Below are 16257 nucleotides of genomic sequence, written 5' to 3'. Positions count from 1 at the left end.
CGATGGTCGCGGCAAAGGCTGCACGTTGAACGTTGATCTCTTCCTTGCGCTCGACACCCGGCAGCAATCTCAGTTCCTCGCGTACCCGCTTCGACCGGATATTATTACTCCGGCTTCGTTAGGCAAGGCACGCCAACCATCACGAGACTCGCGCGGCAGATCCGCCGCGCGTTTGCTACCGCAAGGAACCAAGTTCCGAGATGAGACGATCGATCTCCTCGGACGTGTTGTAGTAGTGAGGCGACGCCCTCAAAACCGTCGGCAAACTACGCGCGGCCGAATCGAGTAGTGTCGAGGCAGGACTTGAGTGACTGACGTTGATTCCGGCCTCGAACAGCCGGGAGTTGACCGCAGCGGCATCCATGCCGGTGATCGTGAACGAGACGATCGCCGAGCGATCACGACCAAGGTCTCTCACCTCAACTCCCGGTATCGTCGCAAGCCGGTCCCGGAGCTCGGCGGCGAGCAGCTGCACGCGGCCCTGAATCTCCTGCAATCCGATATCGAGCGCGTAGTCGATGGCGGCGCCAAGGCCGAGGCGCGCAGCGTAGTTGTTCTCCCAGGTCTCGAAGCGGCGCGCGTCCGGCCGGATCTCGTACCTGTCCGGTGCGACCCAGGGGGCCGCGAAATGATCGAGCATCGGCGGCTCAAGACGCGTCAGCAGTTCGCGCCTGACGTAGAGAAAGCCGGTGCCGCGCGGGCCGCGCAGGAATTTGCGTCCGGTTGCCGAGAGCATGTCGCATTGAAGCGCCTCAACATTCACTGGCACCTGGCCAACCGCCTGGCAGGCATCGAGAAGATAGGGGATGCCGTGGGTGCGAGCCACCGTACCGATTTCTGCCGCCGGGTTGATCAGCCCGCCATTTGTCGGCATCCAGGTCACCGCAATCAGCTTGACCCGGCCATCGATCATCCGCCGAAGCGCTTCAACATCCAGCACTCCATCCACATCGTCGGGCACGATTTCGATCACGGCTCCGGTCCGCTGCGCGACCTGCAGAAACGCCACATAGTTTGCGGCATATTCTGTGCGCGCCGTCAGAATGCGATCGCCCGCCGTGAAATCCTGGGCATAGAAAGCCATCTGCCAGGCGACCGTCGCGTTCTCCGTGAGGGCGATCTCGTCCCTGGCGGCACCGATCAGCCGTGCGACACCGTCATATACTTTCTCGAGGCGGGGTGCTCCCTCATCGGCGGCCTCGTAGCCGCCAATCGCCGCCTCGCGATGCAGATAGTCCACCATCGCATCGAGGACGGGTCGGGGGACGAGCGCCGCGCCGGCATTGTTGAAGTGGATGCGATGTGCGACGCCGGGCGTGTCGTTCCGGACGGCGGTCAAATCGATCGGCATGCGTCATTCCTGCACAACATCCGGCAATCTAGCCACGCCGTATTCGGTCGCGGTGCGCGTATCGATGTCGAAGTCTTCACGAGACCGCCATGTGTAGCCGTCGGTGAAGCGGTTGTTGGCACCGCCGGCGCCAGCGAAGGGACCAGAGAAGTCCGAGTTGGAATTCGCCACCACGTCCGCACGCAGGTAGCCGCTCAGCTTGATGCAAGTGTCAGTGCCCGGGATGTAATAGAATCCGGGACCATACAGGGAGCAAACCTTCACGTACTCGACCGCTTTGGCCTTGACGGGAAGATCGGCCGCCTGAGCTCCGCCGACCGCGACGAGAGCCGCCGCCGAGCCGAGGATTAGGCTCTTAACCATCTTCATGTTAAACTTCCAAGTTGCGCTATCTCAGGGAAGGTTCCGGATCCGCCGGGTAGAAAAACCCTAAGGTTGGTTCCCTTGTCCCTCAAAACCCGCCTAGTCGCTTCGCGCCTTCGGACACACCCGCATGAACGCGAGGGACTTAAGCGATCCGAAGTTCCGGCGAGCTGAGACTTGTAAAATCAGTAACTTGCTGATTTGAAATGCCATTTGGATGCGCCTATCTACAAGGCACCGTACAAATGGCGTTTCAGATGACCCGGCTGACGAGGACTTCCACAGGCGCTTACGCGGCCCGCAAGGCCATCCCCGAAGGCGTCCGCAAGGCCTATGCCGCGCGTTATGGAAACGCCTGGGAAGAGAAGTTCCACCTTGATGCCGGTGTCTCTGCTCATGAGGCCCGCGCTCGGTTTGGTGAATGGCTGGCAGAGATTGAGATACGTATCGCCAGCCTGAAGGCTGCAAAGGCCAAGGGCCCGCAGCCTCTTACACGTCAGCAAGCGTACGCTCTGGCTGGCCAATGGTATTCTTGGTTCCTTTCGAGGCACGAACAAGACCTGAAGACGCCGGGGCATTGGAGGGCTTTGGCGGACATCTTGGTCTGGGAAGTCATTGGGTCTAACGCCCCCGACGAATACGAGGAACATCCCGAGGATGATCCTGATTGGGATTGGCAGTTTGCGCAGGAGGTCAAAGCGGAGATACGTCCCGCCATCTCGCTTGAGGCCAAAACTGCAGCATTCTTGTTGGAGCAGAATCTCAACCTGACGCCCGACGCAGCAGAACTTTTCGTGGACGCTGTAAGCGGCAATCTGCTGCCCGCATTTCAGCGCTTGGAGGCGCTCGCACGTGGTGACTTCAGCCCCGATAAGCATCCGCACATCTTCCCCAAGCTGGGAGCAAATCAGCGCCGTTGCGCCCGTGAAAGCACTAGAGCTGTTCGACGCCTGGAGAAACGCGGTGCAGCCGGCTGAAGGTACGGTCTACAGGTGGGCCACGGTGTTCAAGGAAGCGGATCGCCGGTTCGCCAACGTCCGTCGTATCACCTATGACGAGGCTAAGGCGTGGATGACAGGTCTCGTCAACGAAGAACGCTCGGCAGGAACGGTTGCAGGTGCATGGCGGACAGCGCTGAAGACGGTGTTCACTTGGGGCGTCAAAGAGAAACTGATCGACAGTAATCCTTTCCCGGAGGTGCACATCAGCGTGCCTAAAAAGAACGTTGAGCGAGAAGGCAAAGCGTTCGACCCGGCAGAGATCAAGACCATCCTATCTGCCGCCCTGCTCTGCTGCGATACGAAGTCACATAGCGAACGCGCGCAGCGCTGGGTGCCATGGATTTGCGCCTATTCAGGTGCCCGCGCTGGCGAGATCACCCAGTTGAGAGCTACCGACATCCTACAGCGTAACGGGTCTTGGTTTGCAAGGTTGTCGCCTTCTGCAGGCAAGATCAAGACGCGCAAGGCTCGCACTATTCCCCTTCATGAACACCTCATCGAACAAGGTTTCATTGAGTTTGTACGCATGGCCGAGGGCTCTCCGCTGTTCTATGAACCGAAGGAACGAACGGCCCAGCGAGTTGAAAATCGACCACGACAGAACCAAGCTGAGCGAATGAGATCGCAGGTGGGCATGTGGGTGCGGTCTTTAGGCGTAAGCGACCCAGAGATCAGCCCAAACCATGCGTGGAGGCATACCTTCAAAACGATAGCAGCGCGCGTCAACATGGATGAACGTTACAGTGATGCAATTACTGGCCACGTTCCTGCAACGACGGGCAGAAGATATACGACGCCGACACCCGAGGATCTTGCCGGCGCCCTCAAGAAGTTCCCGCGATATGAACTGGAATGACAGGGATTACACTTTAACACCAAAGCAACCTAAGACTACTGGCGAAGCATTGGGCCACGCCGGAACATCAACGAAAGCATCACACATCATGATCACCGAAATCACCACCGCTTCCCTGTACGCCGCCCTTCAGCTTGCATCAGCTATGATCCGAGCGGGAGAGAGAGCTGTGTTTGCGCCGTCGCATCTTGCGGCCCGCTTCTGGGAGCGTGTTGGGACCAGCGGGGGAGCCTTGGAAGCCGTTGTGGACCGCGTAGCTGTTCGCTGTGGCATCGACATCAGCGCGTACATGATTGAGCGCGCTTACGGGCTCTGATCGCGACACCAGCCATCTCAATGATCCAGGTGCCTGAGCGAGCGAATATGCGAATGACCGATAACGATGATGAGTTGATTGAACATCCTTTGTGGGAACCGAAGACCCCCAAGGCCGAGCGTGGGGCGCTTCGCGATGCGCCCTTAGCGACACTAACTGCCATAGTGCGCAGTGAGCAGGCCCGTGCGCTGGTCGCTGAGTTGGTGAAGCGCTATCCGCGTCCTCAGGCAGCACAGGGCAAAGCGTACGCACGTCACAAGACCTCAGCACGCTACGAGACCGCAGTGGCTGCATTCCTCGCCGATCTATTCGACGCAATACGGCGCGACCGTAGCGAGGGTTGGCTGAGGTGTTCGCAGCAAAAGGGTGACTACACCGGCCAAGTCGTCAAGTGGCGCATGTTCGATGGTGTTCAGACTTCATGGCTTGAGGCCGGGTTACTAGATCACAAGCCGGGGTATGACGGACGTCGAGCGATGGGCAACCCTGGGCCGCCCCGAGGAATGCTCACGCGCTACCGAGCCACACCGGCTCTACAGGCTATTTGCGCCGAGCACGGGGTAACACCTCAGAACGTCCGTGATCACTTCAAGTTCGTTCCTGTGATGCCTACCGAGCTGGTGCAACTCACAAAACCGCACCACACGACACCAGAGACCCCGGAGACCCAACGGCTCCGTGCAGACATTGCGGCCCTCAATGCGTTTATGCGCCAACACACGCTCACGCATCCAACGAAGGAAATCATTCACCTCGGCTGGGTCCGCAAGTTCCACCGAGCGGAAGACCTTGAGGCGTACCGGTGGGACAAGGGCGGTCGCCTGTACTCATACCCGCAGGACTACGGCTGCTATCAGCAGATCGGGGAGGACGAGCGGGTCCAAATGCTGATCGACGGTGACCCGGTCGCTGAGGTGGACATCTCTTCATCGTACCTCACCATCTTTTACGCATGGATCGGGTACCCACTCGACACGGGCGCGGACGCCTATGCAAATGTTCTTGGCCCGTCCAAGCTCGACCGGGTAGTGACGAAATTCTTCATCAACTACCACTTTGGGAACGGTGCCTTCTTGCGAGTGTGGCGTAAGCCGCTCGTCGCGGATGTCAGGAGGATTTTGAAGAAGAAGAGGATGGCACCCGAAGAGTTCAACCCAAAGCGCTACAGCCTGCGTGACGTTCGGGGGCGTGTTCTTGATCACCACCCACTGCTTGAGCGCTGGGGCAGCTCCATCGGTGGCCAGGCTCGGAACTGGGGTGACCTGATGTACGCCGAGAGCAAGGTTGTGATCGGCAGCATGAAGGATCTGATGGCCAAGGGCGTGCCAAGTCTTCCCGTGCACGACAGCCTCCTTGTGCCGGCTTCGCATCAGGACTTGGCTGTAGAGACGCTAACTCGACACTTTCAAGCCCATATCGGGGTAACTCCCAGCTTGGATGTCACCAATTCAGCATAGCTTCCATCAGGAGGAGGACTGAGGCCAGTAAGTAATTGATATATATTATATAATATCTCTGTTGATGTAGAGCATGAGTAGCCACTTAGGCCACCTCACCCATCCTCAATGCATCATTACCATAACGGGGAACAAATGTTGGGGCCGTGGCTTTGTGTGATCCACGTCACATAAGTTTAAGGCTAGGTCCCGGAGTGGCTCTGACGGAGACCTCACCGAACACAAGAGGCCATAGGTAGCTCAGCGGTAAGCGTGTAGGTCATCCCACGTAGCGGATGATGTTCGATTGTCAGAGAATCTCCTGGTGATTTGTCCCAGGAGTTCATGAGAGCGAACATATGTCTGATACCAAGAATTTCGAAGTTATCACAGCGGCGGCCGAGCGGCTTTCGGTGAGTCCCGGGCGGAGCTACCGCACCTGGTCGCGGGAGGAGAAGGATCGCATCGTCGGGGAAACGTTTGCGCCGGGGGCGAACGTGTCGGCGATAGCGCGCTGTCATGGGATCGATCCATCGCAGTTGTTTGCGTGGCGACGCAAGGCGCTGGCCTCGGGAATGGTGGCGCCGCTCTCTGGGGCGCGAGACCGAGCGGTTAAGTTCGCGCGCTTTGAGACCATGGCGGGGGAGATGGTGGAAATCGTCATCGGCGATGTCGTGGTGCGCGTTGGTGGAGATGTGGAGGCGGGGCGGCTTGCTGCTGTGATCCGGGCGGTTCGGCAGGCATGATCCCGGCGGGTGTTCAGGTTTACGTGGCCAGCACGCCGGTCGACTTCCGCAAGGGTGCCACGGGTTTGATGGCGCTGGTTCGAGATGGTGGGGCCGACCCCTTCAGCGGAGCACTGTACGTGTTCCGTTCGAAAAGGGCGGATCGGATCAAGGCGGTTTGGTGGGACGGCAGCGGGGTATGCCTGTTTGCCAAGACTCTCGAGGAGTCAAAGTTCTGCTGGCCGAGGATTGCGCCGACCCGGGTGCAGCTGAACCATGCGCAGTTGCTCGCGCTGATTGACGGGCTGGACTGGACGAAGGTGCGTCCGGTGGTTGTGAAGCGCCCAGAAACGGTAGGCTGACAAGCTGCGGCGAATTGAATCAGGGTGCTGAAAAGTTTGGAAGAGTGGCGGCGACTCTGCTGTGATGGCGACGATGACGACGCCCGTTACAGAGCTCCCGACGACGCTTGCCGAAGCCCACGCGCTGATCGTCGCCTTGGCGGAAGAGCGGGCGGCGATCGAGGCCGAGAACAGCCGCATTGCCGCTGCAAACACCGATCTTACGGCGATCAACAAGGCCGCCGATGCGCGGATCGTGGAGCTGACGGCGATCGTCAAAATGCTGGAGCGCACGCTTTACGGCACGCGCTCGGAACGCTTGCGCAGCGACAAGCTGAGCACGGAGCAGATCGCCTTCGTGTTCGAGGAGATTGAGACCGGCGTGTCGGCGGTTGAAGCCGAACTGGCCAAGGCTGGCGGCAAGGACATGCCGAAACGCGTGCCGCGGCCGCGCAAGGAGTTCGGGGCGCATCTGGAGCGGGTGGAGATCGTCATCGAGCCGGAGGTTCCTGCCGGGTGCGAGGGGCTGGAGAAGGTGCTGATCGGCGAGGACGTGTCGAAGCGGCTGGATGTGACGCCGGCGAAGTTCCGCGTGATCGTCACGCGCCGCCCGAAATACGCCTATCGCAACCGCGACGGCGTGGTACAGGCGCCAGCGCCTGCCCATTTGATCGAGAGCGGCCTTCCGACTGAAGCGCTTCTGGCCCAGATTGCCGTCTCCAAATATGCGGACGGGCTGCCGCTTTACCGGCAGGAAGCGATCTACGCCCGCGATCGGGTCGAGCTGGACCGCTCGTTGATGGCGCAGTGGATGGGCAAGGTCGGCTTCGAATTGCAGCCGCTGGCCGACTATGTGCTGGAAAAGGTCAAGCAAGGCGAACGGATCTTCGCCGATGAGACGACCCTGCCAACGCTCGCTCCCGGATCCGGCAAGACGCAAAAGGCCTGGCTGTGGGCTTATGCCCGTGACGACCGGCCGTTTGGCGGCATCGGTCCACCGATGGTCGCTTATCGCTTCGAGGACAGCCGTGGCGGCGAATGCGTCGAGCGCCATCTGGCAGGCTTTGCTGGCATCCTCCAGGTCGATGGCTATGCCGCCTATAATCGGCTCGCCAGGTCGGCGGGCGCCAACGAGGGAGTGCGGCTTGCAGCGTGCTTTGCCCACGTCAGGAGACGGTTCTACGAGCTTCACGTCAACGAGAGCTCGCGCCTGGCGACACAGACCGTCACCACCATGGTCGAGCTGTGGGAGATCGAGGCCGATATCCGCGGCCAGGATCCTGAGACGCGGCTGAATGCGCGCCAGCAAAGGTCCGCCCCCATCGTTGCGGCGCTGTTCGATCTGTGGGAGAAGGAGCTGCCGCGTCTGTCCGGCAAATCCAAGCTCGCCGAGGCGATCCGCTATGCCACATCCAGACGCGCCGCACTCGAGCGCTTTCTGAGCGACGGTCGTATCGAGATCGACTCCAATATCGTCGAGCGGACCATCAGACCCCAGGCAATCACAAGAAAAAATGCGCTCTTCGCGGGTAGCCATGGTGGCGGCCGCTCCTGGGCGACCATCGCTACGCTTCTGCAGACCGCCAAAATGACGACGTCGATCCACTCGCCTGGCTCACGCAAACGCTCGAGCGCATCGCGAACCGGTGGCCGATCACTCAGATCGATGCCCTCATGCCGTGGAACTTCAGAGCCTGAACGGCTTCGGCTACACGCTTACGCTCAGCGGAGCCCGTGGGCGCGTTTTGATAGGTCAGGTCTACTGCCCTAGCGCTTGGCACGAAGGCGCCTCTGGGGATTCCCTAGGAGCTTTGGGCCCGTGTTGTCCCAGAAGGACGCCCGGATACCTCCATGCGGAGCCACTCGAACCACGAGGCTCAAATGGGAACCCACGGGTCCCCCGAGAGCACACAGAAGACCCAAGCCTGAAGACGCTGGCCGGCCTTAACCGCCAAACTTTGAAGTCGGGGGGTGAGGTCGAGCTGAAATTAGGGTCCAGTCGCTCGATGGGACCCAAAGTTTTCCTAGAGGAGAGCGCGGCTGAACAACAGCATAGGGCCGCTTAGCGTGTCACTCCCCAAGGGCCCGATAGACCGACGCACGGCCAATCTTGAGGGCCTTGGCGATAGCGGAAGCACCCATGCCCTCAGCCCTGAGCGCCCTCACCTTGGCGGTGTCAATGGAAGCCTTGCGCCCCTGGTAGACCCCGCGCGCCTTGGCTTCCGCAATGCCTTCAAGCTGCCGCTCTCTGCGGAGGTTGGTCTCAAACTCGGCAAACACGCCGAGCATGTCGAGGAAGCACTTGCCTGCTGCGGTGCTGGTGTCGATGGGTTGCTCGGTCGCACGCAGCGAGGCACCACGGGCCTTCACGGCGCGCACGATGTCCTGAAGATCACCAATGCTGCGCGCGAGACGGTCGATGCGTGTCACCATCAGCACGTCACCGGAGCGGAGGAAGTCCAGCACGGTGCGCAACTCCTCGCGGCCGGTCGTGGTGGTGCCCGTTCGCTTCTCAGAGCGGATCAGGTCACAGCCCGCCGCTTTCAACGCAGCTTCTTGGATGGTCAGGTCTTGGTCGATAGTGGAGACGCGAGCGTAGCCGATGGTGGTCATGTGGTCCTCTGATGTCTCGTTTGCCTTTAGACCATGAGACATACTGTCTCACAATTCCAAAGTCAACCCTATTGAGACATATTTTGCGTCTCATCGGCGTGTCTCGGGAGGGTAAACCCAACGGAGGCAGTTAAGCACCGTTCCGAGGGAACACCCGCGCCCCCAAGAGCCGCAAACGCGAACCGGATAGCTGGGACTACTCCTACATATATATAAATACCCCAACCGCGATTCGCCGCCGGGGGGCGAGCCATTGGCAAGAATGACGCGCGAAGAGCGCGAGGCAATCGCCGAGACCCGCCTGATGCGTGTTTTGGGGATCATGACCATTGCGAACCAGCGGACACTCGAACAGAAGATATCCGACGCTGGCCCGTTCAATCAGCGGATCGATCCGCACGTGCTCTCCGATGTCCGAAGACGCCTTATGCACGAGGGCCGGATCGGCCGGGTCAACGCCGCCAATGCTCCGTGGTTCTACGCCGGCAATACGCCGCCTGAGCAACGCGAGGCACGGCTCCGTGAGCTCGTTGCCATTTATGAGCCATATACGAGGATCGCGACCCGCATCGGGCAGGTGTTGGAAATCGCCACTTATCGAGCGCTTTGCCAGCTACCTGGCGCCGAATTTTACGGCCGCTTCAAAGACCTCAACGAGCACGACGACAGTTCCATGTATAGCAAGGAAGAGCCGCCGCAGCACATCGGCACGCGCTTATTGCATGGTGACGAACGGCTCGATTTTATCCTCCGTACCGCCGACGCCGGCTTCGTGGGGATCGAGTGCAAGAACGTCAGGCACTGGATGTATCCGCACGTCGACGAAATCAAGGAGACGCTCCGGAAATGCATCGCCCTCAACGCGGTGCCTGTTCTGATCGCCCGGCGCATTCCATTCGTCACGTTCAACGTGCTCGGAAAATGCGGACTCATCATCCACCAAACCTACAACCAGCTACTGCCGGTCACGGACGCAGCAATCGCCGAAAAAGTCCGCGATAAGACGCTCCTCGGCTACCACGATGTGAGGCTCGGCAATGAGCCAGACAACCGGCTCTTGAAGTTCGTTACCACGAACCTTCAGGCCGTCGCGCGCGAGGCGAGGGCGAAGTTTGAAGATAACTTGCACCTGTTGGAAGCCTACGCATCCGGCAACATGGGATATGAGGAGTTTGCGGGCCGGGTGCTGCGCCGGTACCGCGGTGAGGACGAGCGCGGAACGCCGCCTTGGGAGTGAAACAGCCCCTCCGACGGGACGGCGGAGAATGAATTTTACCCGTGAAAATTGCAGCCAGCCCATTGAGCACGAAAAACGTTGAGGCACACTGTCACCTCGATGGGACGGCGCGTTGAACGGGACGGGGTCGATTATGGACGAGAGCAATCTTCCTGTGCCCGAGGCAAAGCCGAGCTTGCTTGATTGGCTGGCCGTCAAGCTCGGGCTTCCGTTTGCACTGCCCAAGCTGGCGTTGCCCCAGACAATGAAGAATGCCGACAAGGCCTTCGGACGGCTTATCGCAGCCGGTGTCGACAACGTTTCAGGCCGGATCGAGCGGGATACCGCAATTCGTGAGGCGAAAACGGAAGCCGAGCTGACGGTCATCAAAGCCGCAGCGGGCCAGCTCGCGGCGCAATCAAAGACTGATCCGTCCCTCACCGAGAGGGCACTGGAGTACACATTTGGAGAAACCGTTCTGAAGCAGAAGAACCGGGAGCAGGTGGGCCGGCTCGCGCTTGAGCATCTCAACGCCGCCGTGCAGTCGGAGGCTGGTCATGCTGGACAAGCGGGGACTGACGCTACGGCCGAAATAGATGACGACTGGCTCAACGCATTCAGTGACCACGTTAGCTCGAAGTCTGACGCAGACATCCAATCTCTTTGGGCCAAGATACTGGCGAACGAAATTCGCAAGCCTCGGTCGTTCAGCCTCCAATCGCTGCGGCTCCTTGCGGACCTGAGTGCCGATGACGCTCGACTCCTTCACGACAAAATTCTTCCGCTTGCGGTTTGCGAACACGCTATCTTCTCGGAAGGGCTCCCTGATCTCACCTACTTCATGAAAGCTCAAGAGCTTGGAGTTGTGAGCGGAGCTGCGGGCACCGGCTTGAATTGGAGCGTGGGATTGAAGCCCGGAAACGTTTTGCTGCCCATCGCGCGCGGAGCCATCCTCCTCACGGTCGAGAAGGAGATCACGGTGCCCATGCCTGCAATGATGCTGACCCGGTTCGGCAGCGAACTGCTCAAGCTCTCGAACGATTACCCACCTGAACCGGACGACTACATCGAAAGGCTGTGTAAGTTCTTCGAGGGAAGAGGACTGAAGGCCCGCAAAGTCCAGTAGTTGGTCGCGTAATTCAGCACCCGTTTGCCAATCAAGACCGCCGCGCGCGCGCCCCTTGTTGGTGGTCACAAACGGTGGTACGACCAAAGCGGCAGTTGAGCCAATTTATCTTGATATTTCAAAGCGAAGTTTGGGTGAAGGTCGCCTCGTTCCGGGCGCGCCAGTTCACGATTTCGCAGAATCCTCGCCCACGGCCTGCGCGCTTATCGAGCATGCGCATCGCCGGAGTCCGTCACGCCTTCCCAGGAAATTTGACTTGAATTCAATCTCGGGCCGGCCTGATCGCCGCCGTCGTTGAAGCCTTCTACCGTCGCCTCGACGCCGAGGTGTTCGAGGGAGCCAAGTGGCACAAGACAGGTGCTGAAGGATGTTCTTCGCGTAAGCCATTCCCCCTTGCTGATCATCACGCGAACCTCAGGTACCAGAATGAGTCAGGGAAGCCTGTATGTGGCACAAGGCAAAACCCCCAGCGGTTTCCCGCCGGGGGCTCTGTTAGATTCTGATCAGATCAACCGGTATTACCAGTTGCGCTGAGCGCGGAGGAGCAGCGAGACTGCATCCTGGTTCTTCAGCTCATAGATCGCAGCCGGCTTGCCGAAACTGGCACCGGTGGCGGCGGGCAGGGTGATCGTGCCAGCGTACTTCTGGTCGAGGTGCTGCCAGCTCAGGTCGGCCGAGAAGGTCAGGTTCTTGACCGGGGTCCACTGGGTCTGCGTACCGAGCTGTGCGATATCGTAGTTCGGGTTGCAGGAAGTCAGGCCAGCGGTACCGAACGTAGCGCCGAACGTGCCACCGACACCAGAACCAGTCGGGCCGCAGATGAAGCCCTTGGCCGTGTTGTTGTACATGACCTGGGCGAAGGCACCATAGACGCTGGTGTTCCAGTTCGGGCTCCAGTTGTGGACGTAGGCACCGCGCATACCCCACGTCGAGACCAGCTGCTGCGAGCCACCGGTCACGAACACGCTGTCCGGAGCAAGGCCGAGGCCAATGCTCTGGTAAGCGCCAGGAGCGTTGGTACCGCTAAACACCTGGGGTGCACCGGCGAACGACAGGTCGTTGATGTTGTACCTGGTCGCACCGTTGGTATAGACGCCCTGGACGTTGATGGTGTCGCCGGGACCGGTCGGGATGTTCTTGATCGACAAGGCCAGCGCACCAGCCCAGCCCCACTTGTCTTCCGGGTGACCGGTGAGTTCGGTGCCGCCATAGTAAGCTGCGTGGTTGTCATGCGCCGCGACCGACGCCTGGAACAGACCCCAAGCCTGGTCGACGCGCAGCATGCCGACGAAGTCCGGAGAAACTGCGTTGGCATAGTCGCTGGCGCCGTAGGGACCGAGCAGACCGGTGGCGGCGCTGGTGGCACCGAGAACGCCGAGGTTCTGCACGCCAGCCTGGAGGTAGGTGGTCGGATCTTGGGCCGACAGCGTCACCGACACGCCGTTGCCGAACTGCGCGGTATAGCTGAACTGGTTGATACCAGTCACCGTACCGATGCCGCCGACGAGACCGTCGAAGTTGTTGCCCGGATAGTTGACCCACGGGGCAGCGAACTGTGACACCGCGCGGCCGATGGTGAAACCAGCGAACTGGATGAAGGCGAGGTAGACGCCAAGCGCGCCGCCAGCGACGCCGCCGGCGTTGGCGTTGCCCGGAGCAGAAACCGTGCCGATGGGAGAGTAAACCGTCGCACCGGGGGTTCCGGTATTAGCGTAGTCGGCGTTCGTCCAGCTGAACACCGCATCGAAGTAGGTGCGGACGACGCCGTATTCGGTCGCGGTGCGCGTATCGATGTCGAAGTCTTCACGAGACCGCCAGGTGTAGCCGTCGCTGAAGCGGTTGTTTGCGCCGCCGGCGCCAAGGAACGGACCAGAGTAGTCCGAGTTGGAATTCACCACCACGTCCGCACGCAGGTAGCCGCTCAGCTTGATGCAAGTGTCAGTGCCCGGGATGTAATAGAATCCGGGACCATACAGGGAGCAAACCTTCACGTACTCAACGGCTTTCGCCTTGACCGGAAGGTCAGCTGCCTGTGCCCCGCCCACAGCGACAAGAGCCGCCGCGGAGCCGAGGATAAGGCTCTTAACCATCTTCATGTTAACCTCCAAGTTGAGACCTCGTACAAATCCGAGTACAAAGCCGATTGAAATACCCGCGAAAAGACGTTGAAAATCAACGCATCCTCGTGACGATGGCAGACTTAAGCGAACCACCTAACGGGACGACCTCGGGATGCCCCCCTCCGTCGCAGTTCCATAAGAGACAGAAGGCCCCCGATCACGCAACAAAAGACAGCTGTGTTTTGGGCCAGTTGCGGCTGTTTTCGGGCGGATGTTGCACAAATATCACGGGGATGTGAGCCACCGTCCCATGCTAAGTAATTGATTTTATTATAAAATAATTCTGTCATCACCACCGGCGCAAAAAAGGGCAACATTGGGCGGAACGATGGACGGAGCGGGACCAGCCAACCGCATGCCCGGAATCGACAGGCGAAAAGCCGCTTCACCGACTCAGGGCGCCGGCTCGGATTCGGTGACAAAACCGTGTATATTTCAATGGAATACAAGATTTCCGCGCGTCGACTCGCCTCGTCCGGTTGAGGCGACCGGACAGCCCAGCGCGGCGGCAGAATCGTCCCATCTCGATCGGTACGCCTGTGGGTAACCTAGTGCCGACGATACTCACATCGCGTCCGGTTCTAGTAGTCACGCCATCCATGTCGCTTGCGATCGTTGCTGCCCGTCGTCGGAGGTTCCGCGTTTCGATCTCATCGAACGTCGACGCATCGATATCTGCACGCTGCGAGGATTAGTGGATCGGTGCAACACACGATCTTTCGTCAGTGGCTTCGAGCGTGCACGACTCCTTCCACCACCTGCCGTGGCGCGAGACGATGATGCGATCCGATAAGGCCAGCATCTCCTGCAGGGGGTAAGATATGACCACGACTGCCCTCGCCCTCGCCGGCAAGCTTGTTGATCAATTCGTGAATCTCAACGATCGCGCTGACGTCGCCGCGGCGGGTGAGTCCGTCGAAGATGATCAACTCGGGCTCACCTACCGACTAAACCTGTAGCTAGGACAAACAAATGTGGTCCGGTGGCAGACCGTTCTGATGCCTATCAAACATCGCTTGGTACGAAGCTTCGATATGGCGCGTATAAAGAGGCGTATCAAATAGGGGAGTGGTCGAGCGGTTTTTTTCCAACTTATTCTTGATGGCGGCAAGCTTCCCCGGTTGTGTGGCTAATTCGATCGCGAGACTCTCGTACCCTTCCGAAGTTTGCGCGATGAGTTCGGACAAGCCAACGGCGTTCAACAAGCTCGCGGCAACGCTGCCTGCGAATGTGTTGCCACGCAACGTCAACACCGGCAGGCCTGACCAAAGCGCGTCGCTCGCCGTGGTGTGCGCGTTGTAGGGTAGCGTGTCGAGAAACAGGTCTGCGAGACGGTGTCGCGCTAAATGTTCCGCAGGCGTCGTTCGTTTGGCGAACACCAGACGGGTCGGATCGATGCCGCGTATTTGGCTTCGGTCCTCAGATTCTCTATTACGGTTTGACCGTCGGCCAACAACCAGAGGATACTTCCGTCTACGGCGTCCAATATACGCATCCAGGATGTGAAGGTCGCTGGTAGGATCTTATAGTTATTGTTGAAGCAGCAAAAGACGAAGCGGCCTTCGGGAAGCTCAAATTGGTTTCTGCTGAGTTCGCTATCCGCAATGAATCTGGCCCGGTCGTTGGGCTGGTAGCTGTGCGGAAGTGTGACAAGCTTCTCGGAATATGCGCTCTGATCTGAGGATGTGAAGATCGTTGTGTCGCCGATGATGTAGTCAATATAGGGTGCGGCCATGGTCCCGGGGAAACCGAGATAGTTGACCTGTATCGGGGCGGCGCGGTGCGAAAAAATACCTGTCCGTGCGCCTCTGGTGAAGCCATTCAAGTCAACTAGAGCGTTTTCATGGTTGGTGACGATAACCGGCATCGGCGAGAAAGTTCAGGCATTCTGTTGGCGAGAAGCGGGTAAGGGCGTCGGCGATTGCGTTGTCGAGGGCTTCGAGAGTTCGTGCGCCTGCCTTGCGCAGCAGGGACTTTAATTTGGCGAAGAACTGCTCGATCGGATTGAGGTCCGGGCTGTATGGCGGCAGATAGCGCAACATCGCACCGGCCGCCTCAATGGCTTCGCGGACGCCCCTGACCTTGTGGCTCGACAGATTGTCCATCACGACAATGTCGCCCGACCGCAGCGTCGGAACGAGGAACTGCTCGACCCAGGCGAGGAATGTCTCGCCGTTCATCGGGCCGTCGAAGACGCACGGCGCGGTCATGCCGTCCTGGCGCAAAGCTCCGACGAAGGTGGTTGTTTTCCAATGGCCGTGCGGGACTGTGCAAACGAGCCTCTTGCCGCGCGCGCAGCGGCCGTAAAGCCGGGTCATTTTGGTGGACGCGCCGCTCTCGTCGATGAAGACCAGGCGCTCCGGGCTCAATTCCGCCTGACCGGCGCGCCATTCCACACGCGCCTCGGCGACATCGGCCCGATCTTGCTCCGCAGCTCTCAGTGACTTTTTTTGAGCGTCAGGCCGAGCTGGCGCAGGCGCTTCCACAAGCAGCCGATACTGACCTTCACGTCGTGCGTGGCCAGCAGCCACGCCCGGATCTCCTCCAGCGTGGCGTCTGGCTTGTGCACGATCCGCTGGCGCAGCGCTTCATCGTGAGCAGCAAGTTTCGGAGCCGGCCCGCGGCCCGACGGGCGAGCCGTCGTCTCGCCAGTCGCCCGCCAACGCCCCAGCGCCTTGTAAATGTAGGAAACGCTGACCCGCAGCAGCGGCGCTGCCTGATACGCTCCCATTCCGCCGTCGACGACGGAAATGACCCGTTCACGCAAATCTTGAGAATAAGGTGCTCCCATCA

Annotated in this window: 16 protein-coding genes and 2 pseudogenes; 10 read left to right on the top strand and 8 right to left on the bottom strand. The window is 59.8% G+C overall.

Annotated features, from left to right (window positions below; all coding sequences use genetic code 11):
* Window positions 1-175: 175 nt before the first annotated feature.
* Window positions 176-1351 carry an aminotransferase class V-fold PLP-dependent enzyme gene (locus tag ACP2YO_RS09775; RefSeq protein WP_426440674.1) on the bottom strand — a complete coding sequence of 392 codons (1176 nt, stop codon included), beginning with the start codon at window positions 1349-1351 and terminating at the stop codon, window positions 176-178.
* A 27-nt stretch (window positions 1352-1378) separates the two neighbouring features.
* A pseudogene (locus tag ACP2YO_RS09770) lies at window positions 1379-1720 on the bottom strand (porin); the annotation flags it as partial.
* A gap of 251 nt (window positions 1721-1971) precedes the next feature.
* Between ACP2YO_RS09770 and ACP2YO_RS09765 the strand changes: the two are divergent.
* From ACP2YO_RS09765 to tnpC, 7 genes and pseudogenes are all read left to right on the top strand, one after another.
* Window positions 1972-2691, top strand: coding sequence for a hypothetical protein (locus tag ACP2YO_RS09765; protein ID WP_426440673.1), 720 nt, complete (start codon window positions 1972-1974; stop codon window positions 2689-2691).
* Window positions 2678-3571, top strand: a complete 894-nt coding sequence (locus ACP2YO_RS09760; RefSeq protein WP_426440672.1) for a tyrosine-type recombinase/integrase — start codon at window positions 2678-2680, stop codon at window positions 3569-3571. Before ACP2YO_RS09765 ends, ACP2YO_RS09760 begins: the two co-directional genes overlap by 14 nt.
* Window positions 3558-3887 carry a hypothetical protein gene (locus tag ACP2YO_RS09755; protein ID WP_426440671.1) on the top strand — a complete coding sequence of 110 codons (330 nt, stop codon included), beginning with the start codon at window positions 3558-3560 and terminating at the stop codon, window positions 3885-3887. The genes ACP2YO_RS09760 and ACP2YO_RS09755 overlap by 14 nt, the downstream gene beginning before the upstream one ends.
* Window positions 3888-3940: 53 nt before the next feature.
* Window positions 3941-5344 carry a hypothetical protein gene (locus ACP2YO_RS09750; RefSeq protein ID WP_426440670.1) on the top strand — a complete coding sequence of 468 codons (1404 nt, stop codon included), beginning with the start codon at window positions 3941-3943 and terminating at the stop codon, window positions 5342-5344.
* Between the two features lie 338 nt (window positions 5345-5682).
* Complete coding sequence (locus tag ACP2YO_RS09745) at window positions 5683-6069, top strand: transposase (protein ID WP_426433795.1); 387 nt, start codon at window positions 5683-5685, stop codon at window positions 6067-6069.
* On the top strand, window positions 6066-6410 hold the full coding sequence (tnpB, locus tag ACP2YO_RS09740) for an IS66 family insertion sequence element accessory protein TnpB (protein WP_426433797.1): 345 nt from the start codon (window positions 6066-6068) through the stop codon (window positions 6408-6410). Before ACP2YO_RS09745 ends, tnpB begins: the two co-directional genes overlap by 4 nt.
* A 73-nt stretch (window positions 6411-6483) precedes the next feature.
* A pseudogene (gene tnpC, locus ACP2YO_RS09735) lies at window positions 6484-8087 on the top strand (IS66 family transposase).
* Window positions 8088-8459: 372 nt separating this feature from the next.
* Here tnpC and ACP2YO_RS09730 read toward each other — a convergent pair.
* A complete protein-coding gene (locus ACP2YO_RS09730; RefSeq protein WP_426440669.1) occupies window positions 8460-9002 on the bottom strand; it encodes a recombinase family protein in 543 nt (180 codons plus the stop codon).
* A 262-nt stretch (window positions 9003-9264) separates the two neighbouring features.
* On the opposite strand from ACP2YO_RS09730, the gene ACP2YO_RS09725 reads away from it, so the two are divergent.
* Both ACP2YO_RS09725 and ACP2YO_RS09720 read left to right on the top strand, forming a co-directional pair.
* The gene (locus ACP2YO_RS09725) at window positions 9265-10239 is read left to right on the top strand and encodes a hypothetical protein (protein ID WP_426440668.1); all 975 of its coding nucleotides are present in this window, start codon (window positions 9265-9267) and stop codon (window positions 10237-10239) included.
* Window positions 10240-10372: 133 nt separating this feature from the next.
* Window positions 10373-11344 carry a DUF2806 domain-containing protein gene (locus ACP2YO_RS09720; RefSeq protein ID WP_426440667.1) on the top strand — a complete coding sequence of 324 codons (972 nt, stop codon included), beginning with the start codon at window positions 10373-10375 and terminating at the stop codon, window positions 11342-11344.
* A gap of 203 nt (window positions 11345-11547) precedes the next feature.
* Here the strand turns inward: ACP2YO_RS09720 and ACP2YO_RS09715 are convergent, their stop codons facing one another.
* Window positions 11548-11751 carry a hypothetical protein gene (locus tag ACP2YO_RS09715; RefSeq protein ID WP_426440666.1) on the bottom strand — a complete coding sequence of 68 codons (204 nt, stop codon included), beginning with the start codon at window positions 11749-11751 and terminating at the stop codon, window positions 11548-11550.
* A gap of 111 nt (window positions 11752-11862) precedes the next feature.
* Entirely contained in the window at window positions 11863-13440 is a 1578-nt protein-coding gene (locus tag ACP2YO_RS09710) for a porin (protein ID WP_426440665.1), read from the bottom strand.
* An 845-nt stretch (window positions 13441-14285) separates the two neighbouring features.
* Between ACP2YO_RS09710 and ACP2YO_RS09705 the strand changes: the two genes are divergently transcribed.
* Window positions 14286-14423 carry a hypothetical protein gene (locus ACP2YO_RS09705; RefSeq protein WP_426440664.1) on the top strand — a complete coding sequence of 46 codons (138 nt, stop codon included), beginning with the start codon at window positions 14286-14288 and terminating at the stop codon, window positions 14421-14423.
* Here ACP2YO_RS09705 and ACP2YO_RS09700 read toward each other — a convergent pair whose 3' ends face one another.
* The 3 genes from ACP2YO_RS09700 to ACP2YO_RS09690 form a co-directional block, all read right to left on the bottom strand.
* Window positions 14424-14843, bottom strand: a complete 420-nt coding sequence (locus tag ACP2YO_RS09700) for a hypothetical protein (RefSeq protein ID WP_426440663.1) — start codon at window positions 14841-14843, stop codon at window positions 14424-14426. It abuts the gene before it with no gap.
* A complete protein-coding gene (locus ACP2YO_RS09695) occupies window positions 14807-15331 on the bottom strand; it encodes a hypothetical protein (RefSeq protein WP_426440662.1) in 525 nt (174 codons plus the stop codon). Before ACP2YO_RS09695 ends, ACP2YO_RS09700 begins: the two co-directional genes overlap by 37 nt.
* Window positions 15306-16255, bottom strand: a protein-coding gene (locus ACP2YO_RS09690; protein WP_426435017.1) for an IS630 family transposase whose coding sequence is annotated in 2 segments (ribosomal slippage) — window positions 15306-15919 and window positions 15919-16255 — 951 coding nt in all. Because the reading frame shifts where the segments join, the coding sequence is not laid out codon by codon here. The genes ACP2YO_RS09695 and ACP2YO_RS09690 overlap by 26 nt, the downstream gene beginning before the upstream one ends.
* Window positions 16256-16257 lie beyond the last annotated feature (2 nt).

This window comes from Bradyrhizobium genosp. P (assembly GCF_049949265.1).
Classification (GTDB): Bacteria; Pseudomonadota; Alphaproteobacteria; order Rhizobiales; family Xanthobacteraceae; genus Bradyrhizobium.
Note: the sequence above shows the minus strand (reverse complement) of the source record. Positions and strands in the feature narration are given on the sequence as shown.